This window comes from Leifsonia shinshuensis, from assembly GCF_014217625.1.
GTDB lineage: Bacteria > Actinomycetota > Actinomycetes > Actinomycetales > Microbacteriaceae > Leifsonia > Leifsonia shinshuensis_A.
This window is the reverse complement of the sequence record NZ_CP043641.1, coordinates 2,687,291-2,707,385: the sequence shown is the minus strand read 5'-3', so window position 1 is coordinate 2,707,385 and position 20,095 is coordinate 2,687,291. Positions and strand designations below refer to the sequence as shown.

Here is a 20,095-nt window from a genome sequence, read left to right as displayed (position 1 = left end):
GCCCTTCACCTGGGTGATGTGCTGCTGGCCGCCTGTACCGGGCGGTGGCGGTTATGCGGTGATGTATGCCGTGGGGTCGGCGTCGAAACGGGGTGCGCAGCCGGCACAGCAGAACCAGTACCGCTCGCCGTTGTAGTCGCGGTAGAGGCCTTGTGCCTCTGCCTTCGCCTTGCTGACGGTGCTGCCCTTCATCACGACGCACTCGGTGAGATCGTCGGCGCCCGTCCCGCCGAGGAGGTTGGTGCTTCCCGTCGGCATGGTGGCGGCGTGGTGGTGGTCGCTGGTGGTGCTGGTGTTGCAGCAGCTGTCGCTCATGATGTGTCCTTTTCGTGAGTGGTCATGCGGTTTCGAGCACGGTCGCCGGCGTTCAGGCGGCCGTTCGGGTCGTGGTGGTCTTGGAGCGGAAGCCGCGCAGGCGGAGGCTGTTGCTCACGACGAACACGCTGGAGAATGCCATTGCCGCTCCGGCGATCATCGGATTGAGCAGGCCGAACGCTGCCAGCGGGATCGCCGCAACGTTGTAGGCGAATGCCCAGAACAGATTCGTCTTGATCGTGCCCAGCGTTCGCCGGGCCAACCGGACGGCATCGGCGACAGCCCGGAGGTCACCGCGGACGAGCGTGATGTCAGCAGCTTCGATGGCGGCATCCGTACCGGTTCCCATCGCCAGTCCCAGGTCGGCGGTCGCTAAGGCTGCGGCGTCGTTGACCCCGTCGCCGACCATCGCCACCGTCTTGCCTTCGGTCTGAAGCCGGCGCACGGTATCGGCCTTGTCTTGGGGGAGAACCTCGGCGAGCACGGTCTCGATGCCCACCGCGCGAGCAACCTCCCGAGCGACGGTCGCGTTGTCTCCGGTGAGCAGGATCGGGGTGAGTCCGAGCTGCTTGAACGCGGCCACCGCTTCTCGGCTGGTCGGCTTGATCGCGTCCGCGACGACGAGCAGCCCTCGCGTTTTCCCGTCCCATGCGACGCAGACCACGGTCTGTCCGGCAGTTTCAGCAGAGTTCTTGGCGGTTGCGAGCCTGTCATCGAGGACGATGGACCAGTCCTCCAGCAGCGACTGGCGGCCCACGAGCGCCAGGTGTCCGTCCACAACGCCCTGTACGCCGCGGCCTTCGATGTTCACGAAGGATTCAGGAGTGGAGAGGGTGCCGACGCGCTCGATGGCCGCGGCGGCGACGGCTCGGGCGATCGGGTGCTCGGAAGCAGCTTCAACGGCGCCGGCTATCCGGAGCAGTGTGGACTCCTCGACGTCGGGCGCGGTGATGACCTGGAGCAGTGTCATCTTCCCGGCGGTGACCGTGCCGGTCTTGTCCAGGACGATGGTGTCGACGGTGCGGGTGGACTCCAGCACTTCGGGTCCCTTGATCAGGATGCCGAGTTGCGCTCCACGTCCGGTTCCGACCAGGAGCGCCGTCGGGGTGGCGAGTCCGAGCGCGCAGGGGCAGGCGATGATCAGTACCGCCACGGCGGCCGTGAAAGCCGCAGCGGTCGGGTGACCGGTGAGTATCCAGGCCGCCAGGGTGACTACGGCGATGCCCAGAACGATCGGGACGAAGATGCCGGAGATGCGATCGGCGAGACGCTGCACCGCTGCTTTGCCGGACTGGGCGTCCTCGACGAGCTTGGCCATCTGCGCGAGTTGCGTGTCGCTGCCGACCCGGGTGGCGCGCACCAGGAGGCGGCCGCCGGAGTTCACCGTGGCACCGGCAACGGCGTCACCGGCCGTGACCTCGACGGGCACGGATTCGCCTGTGAGCAGCGACATGTCGATCGCACTCGAACCGTCGACCACGATCCCGTCGGTGGCGATCTTCTCGCCGGGCCGGACCACGAACTCGTCATCGGTGCGCAGCGTCTCGATTGGGATGCGCACCTCCAGGCCGTCGCGGATCACTGCCACATCCTTGGCGCCGAGTTCAAGGAGCGCCCGCAGGGCTGCGCCGGCCTGCCGCTTCGATCGCTTCTCGAAATAGCGGCCGGCGAGCACGAAGGTGGTGACTCCAGCGGCGACCTCGAGATAGATGTTGCCAGCTCCGTCCGAGGCGGTCACCGTGAAGCTGAACCCGTGAGTCATCCCGGGCATCCCCGCCGTTCCGAAGAAGAGGGCGTAGAGCGACCAGACGAATGCGGCCAGGGTTCCGATCGACACCAGGGTGTCCATCGTGGCCGCTCCATGGCGGGCGTTGATGAACGCTGCTTTGTGGAACGGCCACGCTCCCCACGCCACGACCGGTGCCGCCAGCGTGAGCGAGAGCCACTGCCAGTACGTGAACTGCAGCGGCGGGATCATCGCCAATGCGATGACCGGAACGGACAGCGCGACGCTGCCGATGAGCCGGTTGCGAAGTCCAGTGAGTTCCGGGTCGGCGTCCGCCGGCTCGCTTTCGAGTTCGACAGCCGGGAGCGCGGCTGTGTAACCCGTCTTCTCGACTTCGGCGATCACGGTGGCCACATCCATGCCGTCCGGCAGGGACACTCGTGCCTTTTCGGTCGCGTAGTTCACGGTCGCGGTGACGCCGTCCAGACGGTTCAGCTTCTTCTCGATCCGCATTGCGCACGACGCGCAGGTCATTCCGCCGACCTCGAGCTCGAGGGTGGCGCTGCTTGCTGCGGGCGAGGGAGATGCTGTCATGTGGTGCTCCTCAGGTTCGGACGGCGGTGCGGTTCCTACTTCCGGACGGCGGCGTAGCCGGCCTCGTCGACCGCGGCGAGTACGGCGGTGTCGTCCACGCCGGTCGCGGCGGTGACATGCAGAACGCCGTCGGACGCGGACACCTTCACGTTCTCGACGCCGGCGACCTGGGCCACCTCGGTGGACACTGCCCGCTCGCAGTGCTCGCAGGTCATTCCGGTCACCTGGTACTCGATCGTTTCCATCAGTCCTCCATGATTGCTGGGATACCCTCGGAGGGTATCGCTGTCTTGGAAAATGATACCCCTAGGTGGTATTTCTGCAACCCTGGATGTCCGTCGTCGCGCAACATGGTGGTTTTCGCAGCGGCTCTTCTCTGTCGTTCGAGATCGCCGTACTACAGTGGCGCGGCCACCCACCCCCGATCGGAGGTTCGATGGCGCACGCCCACGCGCATTCTCATGGCGGCTCATTCCGCGCACGCCCCCACGGTCGGCTCCTGCGCACTGTTGTCCCAATTGGATCGTGACGACGTCGATTGACTGCCCGTGCGGCTGAGTTGAGCCGCATCGAGAGCGACATCGATCTATCGACCGAGGTAATTGCGGAGCATCAACTTCGCTGCAGGACTCGTTCTCGCGCGGCCCAGGGCGTGATCCCTCGGGGTTTGATAAAGCTCAGGAGCGCGATCGCGCAGAGCACGATCAGCCCTGCGACGCTGTCGACGACAAGTTGGACGCGAGCGGCCGCGAAATCTCGTCCGGTTGTCACCGCCGCGTGCGCGGCGATGTCGGAGACGTGTGCGTGCAGTGCGAGGGCGGCGGTAGCGACAACAGTCAGGATCAGCTTCAACAGGACCCAATAGTGACGCGTCAATCCCCAGCGGGTGATGAGCGAGACGAAGATACCGCTTATCAGGCTGGCACCCGCGAGAGGAACGATCACGAACCATATGGTCGCCCGAAGCGCCGCATAGATTCCTGCCCAGAGATCCTCTTCGGCGGTCGTCCAGCCGAGTGTTGCGATGGTGGCGAAGGCAGCGACTGCGCCGACCCAGCCGATCGACAGCCCCACGTGCCACGCGACGATCGCCGTTCGAGCTCGCGGCGACGTCATCCGTGCATCCGCGCCATGCCGTTACCGGTGAGATGCAGGACGAGAAGTACGGCTATCGCCAGAACGATCGTTGCGGATACGACGAGCACCCAGCGCGGGGGCCTGTTCCTGTTGTCTGTCACGCCTTTATCTATACAGAACGTCGCGTAAACGTCAAAGCGTCTCCCAAACGGCTATAGTGGAATCATGCCGAAGCTGTGGAGCGAGACGATCGAAGAGCACCGTTCGGCCGTGCTCGATTCGATCCTCGACGCGACGGGGAGGCTGGTTCATCGGGAGGGGATCACCGGTCTGACGATGACCGCCCTGGCAGAGGCCAGCGGAGTAGGGCGCGCCACGCTGTACAAGTACGTACCCGATGTGGCCGCCGCGGTGGCCGGCTGGCAGGAGCGAGAGATAGGGCGTCACCTCCAACAGCTGCGCAGCATTGCGCACGATAGTCCAGCCGAATCCCGCCTGAGCGAAGCGCTACAGGCGTACGCGCGGCTGCGTCGACACCAACATGGGGATGATGGTGTCCTGCACCTTCCGGAGCGGATCTCGCCGGCCGAGCTCGAACTGACTGACATGGTGCGTGAACTCATTGATGAGGATGCCCGCGCCGGGCGCGCACGCACCGACATACCAGCAGACGATCTCGCGGCGTTCGCCGTTCACGCCATGGGAGCCGCCGCGACCGCATCGGATCATTCCGCCGTAGACAGGCTCACCGCGGTGGTTGTCGGTGCCATCCAGGGCCCTTTTTCGCAGCCACCCGCTAGCTAAAGTTATGGTGTCCGCGCAGCCGCCCGCTCCGATCGCATCCGACGGTGGCGCAGTACCGCACGCATGATAAGGGGTGTCCCGATGATCGCCGGCAGGAACCAGAACAGCCAGGACGGGAGGAGCTGCCAGATCGGCAGGTGAGGTCCGTTGTCGACGTAGAACGCGGTCAGCATGGCGACGTAAGAGACTCCCATGGCGATGATGTGTGGAGCGTCGCCGGGTCGGTGGAGCCGACGGTAGATGAACCCGTAGGTGGCCGCGACGGCCGCGACAGCACCGGGAGCAACGAGCGGTAGGTCGGCGGGCCACCGGAAGGCGGACATCGCGCACGCGGAAGCGAAGACGATCAGGATCGCTCCGAAGTAGAACCGGCCGCTGACGACATGTCGGCCGGAGCCCTTTCGGCTGAACATGGCAACGAGTCCGCTCACGATGGCGACCAGAGCCGCCGCGACGTGGATTCCGAGCAGGACCAGGAAGACGGCGGAGAGCGAGGCAACGTCCAGTCCGAGCAGAGGTTCCGTGCGCATGAGGGGGCCTCCCTCCGGTGCGCCCAGGGTAGCGCCGCGCCAGGGGTGCGGACTACTGTTCCCGTCGCCGCTCGATAAGGATGGTGTCGCGCCATTGCCCCACCCACGGCCCGTAGGTCATCCGGGCGATGCGTTCGCGATGGCCGACGACTCGGAAACCGGCGTGCTCGTGGAGACGGAGGCTGGCCGTGTTCTCGCGGAAGATGCTCGACTGGATCGTCCAGATGCCCGCGTTGTCGCACGCGCTGATCAGCTCGTTCAGGAGCAGCCGTCCCAGTCCGCGGCCGCGCGCGCGGTCAGCAACATAGACGGAGTGTTCGACGACGCCCTGGTAGACCTCGCGTGAGGAGACCGGGGACACGGCTGCCCAGCCGGCGAGGCCGCCTTCATCGACCGCGACCAGTCGACCGACGTGCAGCTTGCCCGCGTCGAAGCGATCCCACGACGGAGGCGTGGACTCGAATGTGGCGTTTCCGGTCGCGATGCCCTCGGAATAGATCCGCTCGACCTCGGGCCAGTCGGTCTGCGTGAGTGGTCGGATGATCATTTGCCTGTCGAGTCTTCCAGTGTGGTCACTGAATCATTCTTGTGCGGGCGCGACCCACTCCACTAGTTCTTCGACCTGCACCAGGATCGTGTCCCGGAGCTCCCGCACGCCGTCGAGGTCCCAGCTCGCCGGGTCGGGGAACGCCCATTGGACGAACTGGCCCGCCACGGGGCCGGGAAGCTGGAGCCCAGGCTTCATGGCCACGACGATGTCGGCGGTCGCGAGGTCGTCGGCCGTCACCGCTCGGGGCTGCGCGCCGGAGCTGTCGATGCCGAGCTCGGCGAGAGCCTGAACCACGGGCTGGCTTGGCCCGTCAGCGGGCGCCGTGCCGGCGCTGGTGGCGTGGGCGCGGTCGCCGGCGACGTGGCGGAAGAGGTGGGATCCGAGCTGCGAGCGGCCGGCGTTGTGGGTGCAGAGGAAGAGGACGGTGGGGGCGTCGTTCATACCGTGATCTCGGTTTCGATGGTGGCTCGGGTCCAGGCTTGGGTCGCCGCCTGGACGGCGTCCCACGGTGAGCCGAGTGGCGGCGTGTAGGAGAGGTCGAGGTCGCTGATCTGCTGGACGGTCAGCCCGGCGAAGAGCGCCGTCGCGTAGGTGTCGACGCGTTTGGCTGTCTCGGTGCCGAGGCGGCCGACGAGTTGAGCGCCGAGGAGGCGTCCGTCTTCGGCGTCCCCGGTGATGCGGATGCTGATCGGCTGGGCGCCCGGGTAGTAGCGCTTGTGGTCGTCGGCGGTGGTCTGGGTGGTGACGCTCTGGAAGCCGGCGGCGCGTGCTTCGTGGTCGCGAAGGCCGGTTCGCGCTGCGACGAGGTCGAAGACCTTGACGACTTGGGTTCCGACGGAGCCGGCGAAGCGGGCGTCGCCGCCCAGGGCGTTCTCCCCGGCCACGCGTCCCTGCTTGTGCGCGGTCGTCCCGAGCGGGAGGTAGGTGACCCCGAGCAGCCGGTGGTGGGTGACGACCCCGTCGCCGGCACCGTAGACGTGGGGGAGTCCGGTGCACATGTGCTCGTCGACGATGACCGCGCGGCCGGCGCCGAGGGTGGCTCCGGCGGATTCCAGGAGCTGAGTGTTCGGGCGGACACCGACAACAGCGAGCACGATGTCGGCTCGCAGGTCGACGGCTTGGCCATCCTGGTCGGCGCGGACGAGGAGACCGTCAGTGTCCTTCTCAACCGAGCGAACCACGGTGCGGGTGCGCACGTGCACGCCGTGGCTGGTCAGTTCCTCGCGGACGGAGGACCCGAGTTCCGGGTCGAGCGTGGAGAGGACTTCGGGTCCGCGCTGGAGAACGGTGACGTCGATGCCGCGCGCGGTGAATCCTTCGGCCATCTCGAGGCCGACGTAGCCGGCGCCGATGATGATCGCGGTGCGCGGGTCGCGTGCTTCAAGGTCACGGTCCAGGGCGAAGGTATCGCCCATCGAGTGGATGACGTGCAGCCCATCGGCGGGGGTGAGCTGGTCGAGTCCGGTGATGCCCGCGTGCGAGGGGAGCGCGCCGGTGCCGACGATCAGCTCGTCGTACCCGATCACGGACTCGGTTCCGTCCGCCGCCCGGACGTTCAATCGTTGACCGGCGACGTCGATGTTGGTGGCGAGCGTGTTGAGCCTCAGCGACATTCCGGTGGCTTCGAGGTCGGCGTGGGTCCGGTGGGCGAGCGACTGCCAGGGGCGCACGTCACCGGAGAAGTAGTACGGGATGCCGCAGATGGAGAAGTTGGGGTATTCGTCGGCGACGACGACGGTGACGTCGGTCGCCGGGTCGAGTTCGCGGGCGCGCAGCGCGGCGGAGATTCCGGCGTCGCTGCCGCCGATGGCGACGAGATGCATGGGACGGTTCCGTTCAGCGATCGGTGGTCTGCGGGATGACGACGTCCGCCGCGGCCTGGGCCAGCACCTTCTCGGAGCGGAACAGCGCCAGGGTGAGTGCGACGCCGATGGCGGCGCCGACGAGTTGGGCGGCGATGAAGGGGAGGACGGACGCCGGGGCGATGCCGGCGAACGAGTCGGAGAAGATCCGGCCGATGGTGACGGCGGGGTTCGCGAACGAGGTGGAGCTGGTGAACCAGTAGGCGGCGCCGATGTAGGCGCCGATCGCGGGGGCGGCAGCGGCGCTGCGTCCGGTTCGGGCGAGCGCGAGAATCAGCATGATGAGCCCGGCCGTCGCGACGACTTCGCCGAGGAGCGTCCCGGCAGTGACCCGCTCGGTGGTGGCAACGTGCGTGGGCAGCTCGAACATCGCGTTGGCGAGCAGGGCTCCGCCGATGGCGCCGAGGACCTGCGCGAGGATGTATGCCCCCGCCTCGGCGAGGGTCAGTCCGTTGCGGGCGGATCGGCCGCCGATCCAGTCGACCAGTGAGACGACCGGGTTGAAGTGGGCTCCGGAGACGGAGCCGAACAGGAGGATCAGCACGGCGAGGCCGAGGGCGGTGGCGATGCTGTTCTCGAGCAGCTGCAGGCCGGTGTCGTGGGAGAGGCGGCTGGCGGCGATCCCGGAGCCGACGACGACCGTGACGAGGAGTCCGGTTCCCAGGAATTCAGCGAGCAGTCGGGAGAGGAGGCGCGTATTCATCGCGTTCATCTTGACCGGTGCAAGTTACCTCAGTCAAGATTGAGGCAATGAACAGTGGGCGAAATCCCTTGGAGGAGCGGGCTGCGTTGCACGCGGCCCTCGCCGATCCGTTGCGCCTGCGGGTCCTGGACCTCCTCGTGATCGGCGACTTGACACCGGGAGAGCTCGTCGCGGAGCTCGGGGTGTCGACCAATCTGCTAGCGCACCATCTCGCGGTCCTGGAGCGTCAAGGGATCATCGTGCGCGAGCGCTCGGAGGGAGATCGCCGGAGAACGTACGTGCGCCTCCGGCCGGCCGCGCTCGCGGCGCTGGGGCCGTCGGCCGATGCCGCAGCGCACCGCGTCGTCTTCGTCTGCACTGCGAACTCGGCACGCTCGCAACTGGCGGAGGCGCTCTGGTCGCGCACCAGCACGGTCCCGGCCGTCTCGGCCGGTACGCATCCGGCGGCACGCGTCGCAGAGGGCGCCGTTCAGGTGGCGGCGCACCACGGCGTGGCGTTGATCGGTCGGCCGAAGCTCTATGCGGACGTCATCGCGGACGGCGACTATGTGGTGACCGTCTGCGACCGCGCACACGAGGAGCTGGGGCTGGGAGGTGCGCACTGGTCGATTCCGGACCCGGTGTTAGACGGCAGTGCGCAGGCGTTCGAGTCGGCCTTCCAGGAGATCGCGCGCAGGATCGACTCCCTCGCAGCGCATTTGACGCCGAGCTAGGTCGCCCGCGAGAGAGCCAACGCTGCCAAGGCCACGCCGGCCATGAGCGCGGCCATCCCCGCGTAGCTGCCGACGCTGTTGGCGATAAGGGGCCCGAGCGCCGGTGCGAGCGCCGTCAGCACAGTGATCGGGGCGGCGAAGACACCGTTGATCGACCCGTAGTTGTGGACTCCCCAACGGTCGGCGACAGCGGACGCCTGAACCAGTGTGTGAGCGCCGCGTATCGCGCCGACCAGGATCGCGACGAGAATCAGCAGCCACACCGGGCCAGGGATCAGGGCAAGCCCGAGCAGCCCAACGGTCGACCCGAGAGCGATGACCGCGATCGGCAGCGACGGCTTCGAGCGGTGAGGGGTCAGGTAGAACAGCAACCGGCCGATCACCTGTCCGGCGCCCACCAACCCCAGGGCCAGCGCGGCGACGCCGTAGCTCATGCCCTTCTCCGTGAAGAGCGGAATGATCGCGAGGGTCACCGCATACAGGCTGGTGGTGATCAGCGACATCGTGCCCACCAGCACCCAGAACCGACGGGTTCGGACCACGGTAGACACCCGATGCTCTACGACCGGGGCGTAGTAGAGGATCCCCCAGTTCAGGATCTGGCCGGCCGACAGTGCGGCGAGACTCCAGCGCGATGGCTGCCTCGTTGCGACAGGCGGCTGGGCGAGCTCGGTCACAGTGCCGTCGTGAGCACCTTCGACACGCGCTCCAGGCTTCCCGGGACCAGCTTGTAGTACGACCAGGTGCCGCGCTTCGATCGGGTGATGTAGCCCGCGTCCAGCAGAAGCTTAAGGTGATGCGACACCGTCGGCTGGCTGAGCCCGACCGGTTCGGTCAGGTCGCACACGCACGCCTCCTGGCCCTCGGAGTTGGCCACGATCGAGAGCAGGCGGAGCCGGGTGGGGTCGCCGAGCGCCTTGAACGCCGTGGCCATCGACTCCGCCTCGTCGAGCGAGAGGGTCTCGCTCGTCACGGGAGTGCAGCAGGCATTCACGGGTGTGATCGGGAGTGCTTCGAGAACGGCCATGCTGTTAGTGTACCCATACATTGACAGATTTCGATGAAGCATGCACACTATAAATCGAAAACCTTCGATGAATGGAGAATGACGGATGACCCTCGTCGACCTGACCGTACCCACGGTCCGCAGCAGCCGCCTCGACGGGCTCCCGGTGGCGATCATCGGCGCCGGGCCGATCGGGCTCGCGGCCGCCGCCCACCTGATCGAACGCGGCATCCCGTTCGAGATCTACGAGACCGGCGACGCGTCCGGTCACACCGTCTCCCAGTGGGCGCACATCCGCTTCTTCTCGCCCTGGAAGATGCTCGTCGACCCGGCCGCAGCCCGGCTCCTGGCTGAAACAGGGTGGGCGAGTCCCGACGAGAAGAAGCTGCCCACCGGCGGCCAATTCCTGGATGACTACCTGGCGCCGCTGGCTGCACTCGACTCGATCCGTCCGCACATCCGTTACGGCGTCACGGTCACCGATGTCAGTCGCGAGGGCATGGACCGCACCCGCAGCACCGGCCGCGACGACACCCCGTTCCTGCTCCGCATCAGCGATGCGGACGGCGTGCGGGAGGTCACGGCCCGCGCCGTCATCGACGCGTCCGGCACCTACCTGACCCCGAACAGTCTGGCCTCGTCCGGGCTGGACCCCCTCGGACTGCCGTCGGTCGCCGGGCACGTCTCGCACGCTCTGCCGGATGTGATTGGGCGCGAGCGCGACCGGTTCGCCGGCAAGCGCGTCACCGTCGTGGGCGCGGGCCACTCCGCAGCGAACACCCTCCTGAACCTCGCCGCCCTCAAGCGCGAGGTGCCGGAGACGCAGATCACCTGGCTCATCCGCAACGCCAGCGCCGTCCGGGTCGCCACTTCGGATAACGACCAGCTGATCGAGCGCGCCGCCATCGGCAAGCGCGTCGACCGCCTCATCGGTACCGGCGCCATCCAGCAGCTCGACCGGTTCGAAATCCTCCGCCTCGCCGCAACCGAGAACGGCGTCAAGCTGATCGGCCAGCGAGCGGGCGAGCTCGTCGAGCACGACACCGACATCGTGGTGAACGCGACAGGCTTCCGGCCCGACCTGGACATGCTGCGCGAGATCCGGCTCGACCTGGACGAGATCGTGGAGGCTCCCGTCCGGCTGGCGCCGCTGATCGACCCCAACATCCACTCCTGCGGCACGGTCGAGCCCCACGGGTTCGCCGAGCTGGAGCAGCCGGAACCGAACTTCTTCCTCGCCGGGATGAAGTCCTACGGACGCGCCCCGACGTTCCTCCTCGCCACCGGATACGAGCAGGTCCGATCCATCACCGCCTACCTCGCCGGCGACATCGCGTCGGCACGCAACGTGCAACTCGTGCTCCCGGCCACAGGTGTCTGTTCGACCGGCGCGAGCGGGTCCTCGTGCTGCTCCTAGCGGGCTGACGCGTGGGTGGCCGCGTGCGAACGTTCCGTTAGTACAGCAATCGCTGTATCATCAGAACATGACGCATGTCGGCCCCCTCAACGGACTCCCGATCGCTTGCACACTGTCTCCCAGCACTGGCAGGGAACAAGTGAAACGCTGGCACGACTTCGATGAGCGGTACGGCATCAGTCGTGAGAACGGCGACGGCAACATCACCGTCGGCTACGTCAAGAACGACACTTCCCTTGCGGAGCTGCGCGACCTCGTGACCGCCGAACAGTCCTGTTGTGCGTTCGTCGACTGGGACATCGATGACACGCACGACGATCTCCGACTGATCGTCTCGGGGACGGCGGAGCAGCTGACCGCCTTCGCTCTCACTCACTGAGGTCGAGCGATGACGACACTCGCACCGGCCGCCACCGTCACGCACACTGCCGCTCTCGCGCGGTTCGGGCATGCACTCTCCGACCCCACCGGGTCGGCATCCTGCTCGCACTGCGGGAAGCGCCCGCCTTTCCGTCCGATCTCGCCGAAGCACTTGGGGTGTCCCGCCAGGTGATGTCGAACCAGCTCGCGTGTCTGCGCGGTTGCGGTCTGGTGGAGGCCATCCCCGAAGGTCGACGCACCTGGTACCGGCTCGCCGACGGTCATATCGCGCCCGCGCTGGACGAGCTCCTGCGGGTGACCTTGTTCGTGGAACCCGGATGCTGCGATGGGGAGGAGTGTCAGTGCGCATGACCGTGGCCGCCTCCGCCGACCGGGCTCTGGTTCTTCAGCGCCGCATTCGATGGATCGTCGCAGCAACCATCGGCTACAACCTCATCGAAGCCGTTGTGGCGATTGCTGCTGGCAGCGCTGCCTCCTCGACGGCCCTGATTGGCTTCGGCCTCGACTCGACCATCGAGGTGCTCTCGGCGGCTGCCGTCGCATGGCAGTTCACTCGCCGCGACCCCGAGCGCTGGGAGAAGCCGACCCTGCGCGTCATCGCCCTCGCGTTCTTCGCGCTCGCCGTCTACGTGACCCTCAGCTCAGTACTTTCGCTCGTTGGGCGGATCGACGTCCAGCACTCTCCGGTCGGGATCGTCCTGACCGCACTGAGCGTTGTCGTCATGCCGTTCCTCTCCTACGCCGAGCGCTGCGCCGGGCGAGAACTCGGGTCGGCGACGGCCGTGGCGGACTCCAAACAGACGCTGATCTGCACATATCTCTCCGCCGCTGTGCTGGTCGGCTTGCTCGTGAACAGCCTTCTCGGCTGGTGGTGGGCAGACCCGATCGCAGGTCTCGTCATCGCCTTCTTCGCCGCCCGTGAGGGCATCGAAGCATGGAAGGGCGATGCATGTGCGACCTCGGTCGGGATGCTGCTCGACGAGGATGACGGCGCACCGGACACGGCTGGGCGGCAAGGCGCATAGACTCACGTCTATGAGTGTCGCCAACGTCACCGGACTGCAAAGCCTCAAGCGCATCAGCGATCCGACGCGTGCGGCTCTGCTGCGGATCATTCTCGACTCAGAGGAAGGCAGAGGCTCGGTGACCCGAATGGCCGAAGCCCTCGGCCTCACCCAGCCCACCGTCTCGCACCACCTGCGGATGCTCAAGAACGAGGGCCTGGTCGAGCGCGAACAGATCGGCCGGACCGCGTGGTACTCGATCACACCCTCCCAGCTTGACCGCGTCGCCGACCTGGTCCGAGACGGCGAGACACGCGATGACACACCCGCGCTGGAGCGCATCGTCGCCGACCTGACGGCGCGGTACCGAGGGGTGTTAGCGCCGGAGACCGTCAATTCGTATGTCCACGACAGCTACCGGATGCTCGGTGAGCGCGACGGATCGCATCCGACCCGAGCGTCGCAGACCAGCAGCTTCACGATCGATCGGCTCGATGCGCTCCTACGGGCCGACGAAACCATCCACACCGTGCCGGAGGTGCTGTTCGTCTGTGTGCAGAACGCCGGCCGCTCCCAGCTCGCCTCGGCGATCCTGCGCCAGCTCGCCGGCGACCGGGTCATCGTCCGTACAGCCGGCTCGGAGCCGGCGGAGGCGGTGCGCTCGACGATCGTCACGGTGCTGGACGAGATCGGCACCCCGCTCGGCGGCGAATTCCCCAAGCCGCTCACCGACGAAGCGGTCCGCGCGGCCGACTACGTGATCACTATGGGCTGCGGCGACGCCTGCCCCATCTACCCCGGCCGCGAGTACCTGGACTGGGACATCCCCGACCCCGTCGGGCAACCGATCGCCCGCGTCCGCGAGATCCGAAACGACATCGAGGGTCGCGTCCGCGACCTTCTCGAGCGGATCGAAAAGTGAACGATTGCCGAATTCGGCGATAGACGACTGGAAAAAGCATTGACCTACATCTATGCTTAACGAAGATCGTTGAGAACCGAGGAGAACCATGACTGACACCAAGCCCACCGTCCTGTTCGTCTGCATCCACAACGCCGGCCGCTCCCAGATGGCCGCCGGGTACATGCGCGAGCTCTCCGGAAACCGCGTCGAGGTCCTCTCCGCCGGCTCCGAGCCGAAAGACCAGATCAACCCGGTCGCCGTGCAGGTCATGGCCGAGGAGGGCATCGACATCGCGGGCGAGCAGCCGAAGATCCTCACCACTGAGGCGGTCAAGGAGTCCGACGTCGTCATCACCATGGGCTGCGGCGACACGTGCCCGATCTTCCCCGGGAAGCGCTACGAGGACTGGGAGCTCACCGACCCGGCCGGGCGTCCTGTGGACGAGGTCCGTCCGATCCGCGACGATATCAAGCAGCGCGTCCAGAACCTGCTCGCCGAGCTCCTCCCAGCGGCGGTGTGACGCTCATGACCATCGACGCGACGGGGCGCCGAGCCCAGCCGGAACTCGCCTACCCGGAACAGTATCTGCGCCGTCTCGCCGACGATCTGGCGGCCAAGTTCGAGGGGATCTTCAACCGGGAGACCGTCGAACGGTACGTGCTGGAGTCGTACACGGCGCTGCTGCGCACCGCGACCGTGAAGGCGCACCTGGCGACCCGCACCATTCACTTCGCGACCGAACGCCTGACCGCGCTCGCCCAAGCCAAGGGCGCCCTGCCGGTGATCTGGCCCGAGGTGCTGTTCGTGTGCGAGCAGAACGCCGGCCGCTCCCAGATGGCCGCCGTCCTCACCGAGGCGCTCTCCGGCGGCCGCATCCACGTCCGCTCCGCCGGGTCGATGCCCGCCCATGAGCTGAACCCGGCCGTGGTCGAGGCGATGACCGAGATGGGATTGGATATGAGCCGCGAGTTCCCCAAGCCGCTGACCGACGACGTCGTTCAGGCCGCGGACGTCGTCATCACAATGGGCTGCGGCGACGCCTGCCCGATCTACCCCGGCAAGCGCTACCAGGACTGGGAACTGCAAGACCCGCAAGGCCAGTCCATCGAGCAGGTCCGCGTCATCCGCGACGAGGTGGAGCAGCACGTGCGCGAGCTGCTGACGAGTCTGGAGGTGACGCCCGCGTGAGCGTCGAAAACGTTGTCGTCATCGGCTCTGGCCCCGCCGGGTACACGGCCGCGATCTATCTGGCCCGCGCCGGCCTTGACCCGATCGTGCTGACCAGCTCGGTCGAGATCGGCGGTGCGCTGATGAACACCACCGAGGTCGAGAACTTCCCCGGCTTCATCGACGGCATCCAGGGCCCGGACCTGATGGAGAACCTGCGCCAGCAGGCCGAGCGCTTCGGCGCTCGCCTCGTCTACGATGATGCGACCGCCGTCGACCTGACCGGCGACATCAAGTCGATCTCCACCGGAAGCGGAACCGTGTATGAGGCACACGTCGTGGTCCTTGCGATGGGGTCGGCGCACCGCAAGCTCGGCATCGAGGGAGAGGATCGGCTCTCCGGGTACGGGATATCGTGGTGCGCCACCTGCGACGGCGCGTTCTTCAAGAATCAGGACATCGCGGTCGCCGGCGGCGGCGACTCGGCGCTGGAGGAGGCCATGTTCCTCACCCGGTTCGCCAACTCGGTAACCCTCATCCACCGGCGTGATGCCTTGCGCGCATCGAAGATCATGCAGGATCGGGCGCAAGAGAACCCCAAGATCACCATCCGCTGGAACACCCAGATCGCCGAAGCCCACGGTGACGACAAGCTGAACGGGCTCACGGTTCGCAACACCGTCACGGGCGAGCCGGGCACCCTGGATGCGACCGGCCTGTTCGTGGCGATCGGTCACGACCCGCGCAGCGCATTGGTCGCGGGTCAGATCGATCTGGACGCCGACGGTTACGTGAAGGTTCAGCATCCGACCACCGAGACGAACCTGCCCGGCGTGTTCGCGTGCGGCGACCTCGTCGACCGTCGGTACCGGCAGGCCATCACAGCCGCGGGCACCGGCTGCGCTGCCGCCCTAGATGCGGAGCATTATCTCGCCGCGCACGGGCTGGGCACGCACGCCCAGGCGCAGACCGCGGTCGCGAATGCGCTCGCGCACCCCTGATGGAGAACGCGAACTCTTTCGGAAGTCCGCTAATCCAGGTCAACTAAGGCTGGCAGCTCACATGGCGGCCCTGATCTTGGTGGATTCTTAGCGAACCTCCGGGTATGGTGCCGTCGCATCTGACGCCGCCTCCCCCCAGTCGGTTGTCAGCGCGCTCGCCCGTGGGATACTCGCGCCTCGGTGGTCGACCGGCGCCGTTGTGACCAGCCGATCTCGAAGAAATAAGTCGGTGACGGGCGTCGGAGATCGACTGGACGGCCCCGTCGTGCGATACCGCTCAGGCAACGACGGGAGGAGCCGCCTCCGGCGGCGCTGCCTTTGACGGTTTGTGTGTCTTTCCGCCGCCCGATCGTAGCTCGTTCCCGGTGCTTCCGTGCCGGGCTTTCGCGGCATATCCTCACTCGCTGCGCTCCCTCCGGTATTCCACGGTCCCGGCACTTCGGCACCTTCCACTCGCCACTGATCTCCCCGCCGGAAAGGCAAACAAAACGATCGACCAGGGGAGTGATCAGGATGCGGGTATTCATCATCGACACGAGAAACATGGGTCCGGACCTGCAGGGCGGACTGATCGGGGTGGTTGGCTCGACGAGCCCGTCGGCGGAGGAGAAGCGGGAGTGCATCGAGACGGTTGGCCGGTACGCCGTCGATGGATGGGCGATAGCCTCCGATCCGCGCACGCCGATCGGCCGGCTGGCGGCGCTGACGGCCGAGACGGCGTGTGTGCCATTCGTAGCCTTGGAACGCGGCGGCCCGGTCGCTGTCGGTGAGGGTTTCGCGCTGGTCGTTCTCGACCATCTGCTGCACGATCCGCTCCGCCGCCACGCCGTGAGCATCGACCAGGTAGACGGGAATGGTCGTAAGTCCTGCTTCGCGGGCGGCGAAGACTCGACGCTGTCCGGCACGGACGGTGACCTGGCCGTCGCTGTCGCGGTGGGCAAGTACGGGGGTGAGGACCCCATTCTCCTTGATCGACTGCACGAACGCGGGGGTGATCGGGGCGGAGGGGCGCAGCGGACGTCTGAACACTTGAGTGGGGGGTGCTCAGATCGCAGGTGAAGCCGATCAGAGTGGCGACGCCAAAGCCGTCCGACTCAGCTACTGATCAATACAACGCTGTCTTGAGCAAGATCACCAGGAGACCGAAGAGAGCGCTTGTCAGTGCTGCGGCTACGCAGGCCCACCATGGTCGAGAGCGAAGCCAGAGGACGAGGTAGCCCAGTAGCGCAAGCATGACAACGGCGAACCAGAGGGCGACTGATATTCCGGCATCGACCGGCATCGCACCGAACGCCGCCAGCAGTAGCGGGATAGATGGGATGATGGCCGCCTCAAGCATCCCGCTCGATTCCTTCAGCGATTGTCCGATCGAATCACGTATCCGGTCCCTGATGTGGTCAGCGTGGCCGTGGGACCCGAGTGCAGTCGAATAGACGTGGGCCACCCAGAAAACGATTACGGTGACGACGGCGAAAATGAGCACCTGCCACGCTGAACTTGACTTCTTGAGCCCAATCGACGTAGCAGCAACGACGCTCGCGTAGACGATCGTCCCGTAAATAGCTGCCGGGGTGCCGATGTGCCGCCACAACGTGCGGCGTGCATCGTCTGTCGGGGCACTCCCCGGTTGGCTCAGTGAGCCACGATCGGTCATGGGTCACATCATGTGTTCGCGCTTCCGGTGTGGCAAGAGCAGAGTTCGCGTCGACCCGGACTGCTGAAGTGAGGGCTGCGCAGGATCTCTCACAGTTCGAGTGGATACGCTGAGTCCAACAGGGGAGGTCGGATGAGTGGAGCGCTGCACAGCGTGCGTGTCGTGCCCGTCTTCTTTCTCGTTCTCGTCGCTGCGGTGCTCGCCGGCATCGGGTTCGGACACTGTTCCGATGCTGCACACGTGAACCTGAGCGCTTCGTGGTCACAGCAGGTGGGCGTAGGCGACACGAATCCCGATAACAGCGGTGCCGAATTCTGTGCGGCACTGTGCGCCACGGCCGGTGCTGCCACCCCGGTTCACGATTCGACGGTCGCGGTTGAGACACTTCTCGAGACCGCGCACCCGGCGCCACCCGCGGTCGCCATTCCACAACACGAGTCGCCGACGGCGCCGTCACGGTTGGGCCTGCTGGGCATACTTCGAATCTGATCACCTTCCGTTCCGCGATTCTGCAGGCGCACGCCCACGTTCGGCGAGCCGCGTACTCGATGGTTTGTGAAGGTGAAGATGGACGATTATTGGACTAATGCTCTGTGGTCTCTGACGCCAACGGTGCTGGTGGGACTCATTTTCTGGTTCGCGCTGCGCGCGATTCTCCGCGCCGATCAGCGCGAACGTGCCGCCCACGCACATGAGGACAAGTGGGAGCGCTCCCAGCGCGGGTCGACGGCCGGTTCCGAGCTGGCTGGTAAGCAGGATCCGTCGTGACCGGCGCAACGTCGACGAGATCAGGCTCGACGCGGAGTGCGCTATTCGCGCTTGCCTCTCTTATCATCGCGGCCGTGGTTGCTGCGCTGGCACTGGCGATGCTGACGGTCCGGCCGGACGGGTCGATCTTCAACCCGGGGCCGCTTGTGACATACGGCTTGCCGGCTATGAAAGTTGTCGTCGATCTAGCGGCCGCGGCCACGATTGGCGCGCTGGTAGTTGCAGCCGTCTGCGTGCCCGTCGGGTTGAGGGCATGGGACAGGCTCCTGGATGCGGCACCCTGGTGTTCTGCCGCTTGGCTGGTCGCAAGCTGTGTTGCAGCAGTCATGACGTCGATCAGCCTGACAGGGCCGGTTGAGGCGAACATGCTCGGTTCCAGCCTTGCGCAGTTCTTCACGCAGATTGCGGTCGGCCAGGGTTGGCTAGCTACGATCCTGATGACCGCGACGATCAGTGTCCTGACGTTCGCGGCCCGTGGGCAGACAGGTGTGGCCGCAGCTCTCGTCTTGGCATTGGTTGCGCTTGTTCCACTGGCGCTTCAGGGCCATGCCGCTGGCGCTGGGAACCACGTGGCCGCGACGGTCGCGCTCTGGCTGCATGTCGCGGGAGCGGCGGTGTGGGTTGGTGGTTTGGCCGCGGTGACCTACGCTGCGGCTTTCGACGAGCGCGCGTTCGTGCCGTTGGTGCGTCGCTTCTCGGCGATTGCGTTTGCGGGATTGTGCGCCGTGACCATCTCCGGGATGGCGGGCGCACTCGTCCGTTTGTCGCATCCGGTACAGCTCCTCACGACGGATTACGGTCGGCTGCTGTCTTTGAAGATCGTCGCTCTCCTACTGCTGGTCGGGTTCGGGTGGGCACAGCGTACGTGGGTGATTCGCCGCTTCGGTTCCACGGACATGCCCGCGCTGCGGCGCCGGCTCGTATTCGGATCACTCGTGCTCTGGGAGTTGCTGGTCTTGGGCGTGGCGATGGGAGCAGGAGCAACGTTGTCTCGGACGGAGACCCCTGGTGGTCAGATCCTGTTGGCGACGAAGGCTGAGCAGCTCACGGGTGACCGGATACCACCGGCGCCGGGAATCGCACGGCTCGTTGACACGTGGGTGTTCGACGCCGCGGCTGTCCTCGTCGTGCTGCTCGGCCTCGGCTCTTACCTCTACGGTGTGTTCGCGGCACAGCGAAACGGCGGATGGCCGCGGTCGCGTACGCTCGCCGGGGTCGGCGCCGCCGTTGTCATCGTGTTCGCGTTCTGTTCGCTCCCCGGGGCGTATGCAACGTTCTCGTTCACGGCGTACACGGCATTGCTTGTGTTAGGCGGAGTTCTCGCTGCGGTTCTTGTCGTCGCAGCGCAACCGATTCGGTTGCTTGAGACCGTAGTACGGCTCCGAGGGGACGGTAGCCTCGGCGCGCGCGAGTGGACGAGGTGGGTGCTCGGGAGCCGAGCGATCGAATTGCCCCTGAGGGCGCCGTGGATGTCGGCGGGTGCTCTGGTCGTGTTCCTCGGTACCGTGCTTCTCTCGCCGTGGCTGGGTTGGGCGGTGCAGGATCCTGTGGGTCGAGCGTTCACGACCTTGGTTGTGTTCGGGGTGACGACACTGTTCGCTGCGTCGTTGCTCGGTAAGGCCGACGCTGGACAGCGACTAGTGGTGCAGGTGGTGGGGATCGCGATGATGGTGGTTCTGGCAGCGGGCCTGCTCGCGGTCGTCGTTGCTTTCGTCCCCGGCGGCGTTCTCCCCGCCTGGTATGGGGTGACGTTGCCCGCGCTGGGTGTGACGCCTGCGGTTGATCAACTGATCGGGGCCGTGCTGCTGTGGGCGATCACTGCGGTCGCCGTATTCGTGCTCCTGTTGGTGTTGGGCCAGCGGGTTGTCGAATCTCGATCAGAGGATCCGGGTCCGGGGACGGTCTGAGATGGATGGGCC

25 protein-coding genes and 1 pseudogene are annotated in these 20,095 nt (G+C 66.4%); 13 read left to right on the top strand and 13 right to left on the bottom strand.

Going from position 1 to position 20,095, the window contains the following annotated elements:
- Nucleotides 1-51: 51 nt before the first annotated feature.
- The 4 genes from F1C12_RS13075 to F1C12_RS13060 form a co-directional block, all read right to left on the bottom strand.
- A complete protein-coding gene (locus F1C12_RS13075) occupies nt 52-315 on the bottom strand; it encodes a YHS domain-containing protein (RefSeq protein ID WP_175337887.1) in 264 nt (87 codons plus the stop codon).
- 52 nt (nt 316-367) lie between these two features.
- Nucleotides 368-2,635 carry a heavy metal translocating P-type ATPase gene (locus F1C12_RS13070; RefSeq protein ID WP_175337886.1) on the bottom strand — a complete coding sequence of 756 codons (2,268 nt, stop codon included), beginning with the start codon at nt 2,633-2,635 and terminating at the stop codon, nt 368-370.
- Nucleotides 2,636-2,670: 35 nt separating this feature from the next.
- Nucleotides 2,671-2,880, bottom strand: coding sequence for a heavy-metal-associated domain-containing protein (locus F1C12_RS13065; RefSeq protein ID WP_175337885.1), 210 nt, complete (start codon nt 2,878-2,880; stop codon nt 2,671-2,673).
- Between the two features lie 367 nt (nt 2,881-3,247).
- The gene (locus F1C12_RS13060) at nt 3,248-3,751 is read right to left on the bottom strand and encodes a hypothetical protein (RefSeq protein WP_175337884.1); all 504 of its coding nucleotides are present in this window, start codon (nt 3,749-3,751) and stop codon (nt 3,248-3,250) included.
- Between the two features lie 186 nt (nt 3,752-3,937).
- On the opposite strand from F1C12_RS13060, the gene F1C12_RS13055 reads away from it, so the two are divergent.
- Nucleotides 3,938-4,516, top strand: coding sequence for a TetR/AcrR family transcriptional regulator (locus F1C12_RS13055; RefSeq protein ID WP_175337883.1), 579 nt, complete (start codon nt 3,938-3,940; stop codon nt 4,514-4,516).
- Nucleotides 4,517-4,518: 2 nt separating this feature from the next.
- On the opposite strand, the gene F1C12_RS13050 is transcribed toward F1C12_RS13055, so the two are convergent.
- The 5 genes from F1C12_RS13050 to F1C12_RS13030 are packed head-to-tail and all read right to left on the bottom strand — an operon-like array spanning nt 4,519 to nt 8,170.
- The gene (locus F1C12_RS13050) at nt 4,519-5,046 is read right to left on the bottom strand and encodes a DUF2306 domain-containing protein (protein WP_175337882.1); all 528 of its coding nucleotides are present in this window, start codon (nt 5,044-5,046) and stop codon (nt 4,519-4,521) included.
- 52 nt (nt 5,047-5,098) lie between these two features.
- Complete coding sequence (locus F1C12_RS13045) at nt 5,099-5,593, bottom strand: GNAT family N-acetyltransferase (RefSeq protein WP_175337881.1); 495 nt, start codon at nt 5,591-5,593, stop codon at nt 5,099-5,101.
- A 33-nt stretch (nt 5,594-5,626) separates the two neighbouring features.
- Nucleotides 5,627-6,037, bottom strand: coding sequence for an arsenate-mycothiol transferase ArsC (locus F1C12_RS13040; RefSeq protein WP_175337880.1), 411 nt, complete (start codon nt 6,035-6,037; stop codon nt 5,627-5,629).
- Nucleotides 6,034-7,419, bottom strand: a complete 1,386-nt coding sequence (locus tag F1C12_RS13035) for an FAD-dependent oxidoreductase (RefSeq protein WP_175337879.1) — start codon at nt 7,417-7,419, stop codon at nt 6,034-6,036. Before F1C12_RS13035 ends, F1C12_RS13040 begins: the two co-directional genes overlap by 4 nt.
- 13 nt (nt 7,420-7,432) lie before the next feature.
- Nucleotides 7,433-8,170 carry an aquaporin gene (locus F1C12_RS13030; RefSeq protein ID WP_217499016.1) on the bottom strand — a complete coding sequence of 246 codons (738 nt, stop codon included), beginning with the start codon at nt 8,168-8,170 and terminating at the stop codon, nt 7,433-7,435.
- A 38-nt stretch (nt 8,171-8,208) separates the two neighbouring features.
- On the opposite strand from F1C12_RS13030, the gene F1C12_RS13025 reads away from it, so the two are divergent.
- Nucleotides 8,209-8,874, top strand: coding sequence for an arsenate reductase/protein-tyrosine-phosphatase family protein (locus tag F1C12_RS13025; protein ID WP_175338009.1), 666 nt, complete (start codon nt 8,209-8,211; stop codon nt 8,872-8,874).
- Here the strand turns inward: F1C12_RS13025 and F1C12_RS13020 are convergent.
- Both F1C12_RS13020 and F1C12_RS13015 read right to left on the bottom strand, forming a co-directional pair.
- Complete coding sequence (locus F1C12_RS13020) at nt 8,871-9,551, bottom strand: hypothetical protein (RefSeq protein ID WP_175337877.1); 681 nt, start codon at nt 9,549-9,551, stop codon at nt 8,871-8,873. The genes F1C12_RS13025 and F1C12_RS13020 overlap by 4 nt on opposite strands.
- The gene (locus F1C12_RS13015; protein ID WP_175337876.1) at nt 9,548-9,901 is read right to left on the bottom strand and encodes an ArsR/SmtB family transcription factor; all 354 of its coding nucleotides are present in this window, start codon (nt 9,899-9,901) and stop codon (nt 9,548-9,550) included. Before F1C12_RS13015 ends, F1C12_RS13020 begins: the two co-directional genes overlap by 4 nt.
- Nucleotides 9,902-9,986: 85 nt before the next feature.
- On the opposite strand from F1C12_RS13015, the gene F1C12_RS13010 reads away from it, so the two are divergent.
- The 8 genes and pseudogenes from F1C12_RS13010 (at nt 9,987) to trxB (ending at nt 15,754) form a co-directional block, all read left to right on the top strand.
- Nucleotides 9,987-11,297 (top strand): NAD(P)-binding domain-containing protein, encoded by a 1,311-nt coding sequence (locus tag F1C12_RS13010; protein ID WP_175337875.1) that lies wholly within the window; start codon nt 9,987-9,989, stop codon nt 11,295-11,297.
- Nucleotides 11,298-11,364: 67 nt separating this feature from the next.
- Nucleotides 11,365-11,676 (top strand): hypothetical protein, encoded by a 312-nt coding sequence (locus F1C12_RS13005; protein ID WP_185275392.1) that lies wholly within the window; start codon nt 11,365-11,367, stop codon nt 11,674-11,676.
- 9 nt (nt 11,677-11,685) lie between these two features.
- Nucleotides 11,686-12,029: pseudogene (locus F1C12_RS13000) on the top strand (ArsR/SmtB family transcription factor).
- The gene (locus F1C12_RS12995; protein WP_175337873.1) at nt 12,026-12,703 is read left to right on the top strand and encodes a cation transporter; all 678 of its coding nucleotides are present in this window, start codon (nt 12,026-12,028) and stop codon (nt 12,701-12,703) included. Before F1C12_RS13000 ends, F1C12_RS12995 begins: the two are co-directional and overlap by 4 nt.
- Nucleotides 12,704-12,713: 10 nt before the next feature.
- Nucleotides 12,714-13,604, top strand: a complete 891-nt coding sequence (locus tag F1C12_RS12990; RefSeq protein WP_175337872.1) for a metalloregulator ArsR/SmtB family transcription factor — start codon at nt 12,714-12,716, stop codon at nt 13,602-13,604.
- Nucleotides 13,605-13,692: 88 nt separating this feature from the next.
- Nucleotides 13,693-14,106: an arsenate reductase ArsC gene (locus tag F1C12_RS12985; protein ID WP_175337871.1), complete on the top strand. Its 414-nt coding sequence runs from the start codon at nt 13,693-13,695 to the stop codon at nt 14,104-14,106.
- Nucleotides 14,107-14,111: 5 nt separating this feature from the next.
- Nucleotides 14,112-14,774 carry an arsenate reductase ArsC gene (locus F1C12_RS12980; protein ID WP_175338008.1) on the top strand — a complete coding sequence of 221 codons (663 nt, stop codon included), beginning with the start codon at nt 14,112-14,114 and terminating at the stop codon, nt 14,772-14,774.
- Nucleotides 14,771-15,754 (top strand): thioredoxin-disulfide reductase, encoded by a 984-nt coding sequence (gene trxB / locus F1C12_RS12975; protein WP_175337870.1) that lies wholly within the window; start codon nt 14,771-14,773, stop codon nt 15,752-15,754. Before F1C12_RS12980 ends, trxB begins: the two co-directional genes overlap by 4 nt.
- An 87-nt stretch (nt 15,755-15,841) precedes the next feature.
- Here the strand turns inward: trxB and F1C12_RS12970 are convergent, their stop codons facing one another.
- Together F1C12_RS12970 and F1C12_RS12965 are read right to left on the bottom strand one after the other, a co-directional pair.
- Nucleotides 15,842-16,735: a ParB/RepB/Spo0J family partition protein gene (locus tag F1C12_RS12970; RefSeq protein ID WP_258045884.1), complete on the bottom strand. Its 894-nt coding sequence runs from the start codon at nt 16,733-16,735 to the stop codon at nt 15,842-15,844.
- Between the two features lie 124 nt (nt 16,736-16,859).
- The gene (locus F1C12_RS12965) at nt 16,860-17,408 is read right to left on the bottom strand and encodes a hypothetical protein (protein WP_175339297.1); all 549 of its coding nucleotides are present in this window, start codon (nt 17,406-17,408) and stop codon (nt 16,860-16,862) included.
- Between the two features lie 132 nt (nt 17,409-17,540).
- Here F1C12_RS12965 and F1C12_RS12960 point away from each other — a divergent pair, with 132 nt between their 5' ends.
- From F1C12_RS12960 to F1C12_RS12950, 3 genes are all read left to right on the top strand, one after another.
- Nucleotides 17,541-17,897 carry a hypothetical protein gene (locus F1C12_RS12960; protein WP_175339296.1) on the top strand — a complete coding sequence of 119 codons (357 nt, stop codon included), beginning with the start codon at nt 17,541-17,543 and terminating at the stop codon, nt 17,895-17,897.
- A gap of 78 nt (nt 17,898-17,975) precedes the next feature.
- Nucleotides 17,976-18,176, top strand: coding sequence for a hypothetical protein (locus F1C12_RS12955; RefSeq protein WP_175339299.1), 201 nt, complete (start codon nt 17,976-17,978; stop codon nt 18,174-18,176).
- The gene (locus F1C12_RS12950) at nt 18,173-20,083 is read left to right on the top strand and encodes a cytochrome c oxidase assembly protein (RefSeq protein ID WP_175339295.1); all 1,911 of its coding nucleotides are present in this window, start codon (nt 18,173-18,175) and stop codon (nt 20,081-20,083) included. The genes F1C12_RS12955 and F1C12_RS12950 overlap by 4 nt, the downstream gene beginning before the upstream one ends.
- The last annotated feature ends 12 nt before the right edge of the window (nt 20,084-20,095 follow it).

What these genes read in the sequence shown, in the direction of transcription:
- F1C12_RS13075 (WP_175337887.1), bottom strand. Translation starts at nt 315, where the DNA reads ATGAGCGACAGCTGCTGCAACACCAGCACCACCAGCGACCACCACCAC.
- F1C12_RS13070 (WP_175337886.1), bottom strand. Translation starts at nt 2,635, where the DNA reads ATGACAGCATCTCCCTCGCCCGCAGCAAGCAGCGCCACCCTCGAGCTC.
- F1C12_RS13065 (WP_175337885.1), bottom strand. Translation starts at nt 2,880, where the DNA reads ATGGAAACGATCGAGTACCAGGTGACCGGAATGACCTGCGAGCACTGC.
- F1C12_RS13060 (WP_175337884.1), bottom strand. Translation starts at nt 3,751, where the DNA reads ATGACGTCGCCGCGAGCTCGAACGGCGATCGTCGCGTGGCACGTGGGG.
- F1C12_RS13055 (WP_175337883.1), top strand. Translation starts at nt 3,938, where the DNA reads ATGCCGAAGCTGTGGAGCGAGACGATCGAAGAGCACCGTTCGGCCGTG.
- F1C12_RS13050 (WP_175337882.1), bottom strand. Translation starts at nt 5,046, where the DNA reads ATGCGCACGGAACCTCTGCTCGGACTGGACGTTGCCTCGCTCTCCGCC.
- F1C12_RS13045 (WP_175337881.1), bottom strand. Translation starts at nt 5,593, where the DNA reads ATGATCATCCGACCACTCACGCAGACCGACTGGCCCGAGGTCGAGCGG.
- F1C12_RS13040 (WP_175337880.1), bottom strand. Translation starts at nt 6,037, where the DNA reads ATGAACGACGCCCCCACCGTCCTCTTCCTCTGCACCCACAACGCCGGC.
- F1C12_RS13035 (WP_175337879.1), bottom strand. Translation starts at nt 7,419, where the DNA reads ATGCATCTCGTCGCCATCGGCGGCAGCGACGCCGGAATCTCCGCCGCG.
- F1C12_RS13030 (WP_217499016.1), bottom strand. Translation starts at nt 8,170, where the DNA reads ATGAACGCGATGAATACGCGCCTCCTCTCCCGACTGCTCGCTGAATTC.
- F1C12_RS13025 (WP_175338009.1), top strand. Translation starts at nt 8,209, where the DNA reads ATGAACAGTGGGCGAAATCCCTTGGAGGAGCGGGCTGCGTTGCACGCG.
- F1C12_RS13015 (WP_175337876.1), bottom strand. Translation starts at nt 9,901, where the DNA reads ATGGCCGTTCTCGAAGCACTCCCGATCACACCCGTGAATGCCTGCTGC.
- F1C12_RS13010 (WP_175337875.1), top strand. Translation starts at nt 9,987, where the DNA reads ATGACCCTCGTCGACCTGACCGTACCCACGGTCCGCAGCAGCCGCCTC.
- F1C12_RS13005 (WP_185275392.1), top strand. Translation starts at nt 11,365, where the DNA reads ATGACGCATGTCGGCCCCCTCAACGGACTCCCGATCGCTTGCACACTG.
- F1C12_RS12995 (WP_175337873.1), top strand. Translation starts at nt 12,026, where the DNA reads ATGACCGTGGCCGCCTCCGCCGACCGGGCTCTGGTTCTTCAGCGCCGC.
- F1C12_RS12990 (WP_175337872.1), top strand. Translation starts at nt 12,714, where the DNA reads ATGAGTGTCGCCAACGTCACCGGACTGCAAAGCCTCAAGCGCATCAGC.
- F1C12_RS12985 (WP_175337871.1), top strand. Translation starts at nt 13,693, where the DNA reads ATGACTGACACCAAGCCCACCGTCCTGTTCGTCTGCATCCACAACGCC.
- F1C12_RS12980 (WP_175338008.1), top strand. Translation starts at nt 14,112, where the DNA reads ATGACCATCGACGCGACGGGGCGCCGAGCCCAGCCGGAACTCGCCTAC.
- F1C12_RS12965 (WP_175339297.1), bottom strand. Translation starts at nt 17,408, where the DNA reads ATGACCGATCGTGGCTCACTGAGCCAACCGGGGAGTGCCCCGACAGAC.
- F1C12_RS12960 (WP_175339296.1), top strand. Translation starts at nt 17,541, where the DNA reads ATGAGTGGAGCGCTGCACAGCGTGCGTGTCGTGCCCGTCTTCTTTCTC.
- F1C12_RS12955 (WP_175339299.1), top strand. Translation starts at nt 17,976, where the DNA reads ATGGACGATTATTGGACTAATGCTCTGTGGTCTCTGACGCCAACGGTG.